Genomic DNA, 1,247 nt, shown 5'->3' with positions numbered 1-1,247 from the left:
AGTTCAATCCTTGTATCGCGCACCAGATCCGACAGCGAGGCCCGGCGACCGCCGGGCCTCGTCTCGTTGTCCGACCCTCATGCTGTGCTGTGTCCATGACACTGATGCTCGTCGCCGCCGCACTCGTCGTGGTCGCCGTGGCGATCCTTGTCCGGCAGCCCGCGTCCGGCAGTTCCGATTACCGCCCGCGCGATGCCCGACGCTCCGACGGCGACGACCGACGCCCGCTTCGCCGCCCACGGCCCGTTCGAGACGCACTGGCTCGGCGACTCACGACGCACACCGAGCGTCTCCGCGAGTCGCGCCGAATCCGCAAGCAGCAGTACGACGACGCCGCCCGGGCCGCCGCGGATGCGGGCGGCCCGGACCCGTGCGGCGAGACGGTGTTCGGCGAGACAGCCCGCGACGGAACGGTGTCCGGCCACCTGGCGCTGGCGCTGGACACCTGGAGAGGTCGTGACTTCACCCTGCGCGCCCGAGCGGTCGGCTTGAGTTGGCTCCCTTTCGTCGAACCGCCCGAGCACGTGGAGACCGCTGAGATCGCCGACATGCGACTGCGCCGGCGCTACCGACCGGACTCCGAAGAGCAGGCCGCGCTACGGCTGATGCAGGCGGACGAGAACGGCCGGCTGGCGGTGCTGGCCGCCGTAGTGGCGGCGCGGCTGCACCAGAACCCGGCATGGCACGACGATCTGCTGGATCGATACCAGGCCCGCATCGACCTCGACGCCGAGGTTCGGACGGTCGCCGAGTCCGCCGCCGCGATTCGCAGGGCGCGCCGAATCCTCGGTTCGCAGCCCCTCGGCCCCCGCGCATCCGATCCGGAGATCGTCAACGCCTACATCGACAAGTCGAGCGGCCTGGACCAGCGCGCCGACGCCCTCACGGATCGAGTCCTGGCGTTCCTGACGTACGCCGAGGGCGCCGACCGCGCCAGAGAACAGCTCGACCGACGTGCCTGGCTCGATGCCACTGCCCCGATCGACGACTTCGAGTCCCGGGTCGACGCCGCATTCGACCGGAGCGTCGCCGACCATCTCCGTCAGCGAGCCGCCGACGTCACCGCATTCGCCGCGAGCGACCTCGGAGCGTCCGAGGCGGAGCGGCTGATCTGGCGGAGTCCACGGTCCGACGGGGACCCCGGTTTGCAAATGTCGCCGCCGTACCGCTAGTGTTTGTTCTCGCCGGTGAGCGACAGCGTCCACAAGACGAGTTCACCGGCATGCGGATGTAGCGCAGCTGGTAGC

At 70.1% G+C, this 1,247-nt stretch carries 1 protein-coding gene; it reads left to right on the top strand.

Going from position 1 to position 1,247, the window contains the following annotated elements; genetic code table 11:
• Positions 1 to 95: 95 nt before the first annotated feature.
• On the top strand, positions 96 to 1,172 hold the full coding sequence (locus Y710_RS18320; protein ID WP_062368134.1) for a hypothetical protein: 1,077 nt from the start codon (positions 96 to 98) through the stop codon (positions 1,170 to 1,172).
• Positions 1,173 to 1,247: the final 75 nt, after the last annotated feature.

It is taken from the genome of Gordonia sp. QH-12 (assembly GCF_001578675.1).
Classification (GTDB): Bacteria; Actinomycetota; Actinomycetes; order Mycobacteriales; family Mycobacteriaceae; genus Gordonia; species Gordonia sihwensis.
This window is presented reverse-complemented; position numbering and strand designations above follow the sequence as displayed.

Excerpts from the sequence above, each read along its gene's own strand:
- Y710_RS18320 (WP_062368134.1), top strand. The coding sequence starts at position 96 with ATGACACTGATGCTCGTCGCCGCCGCACTCGTCGTGGTCGCCGTGGCG.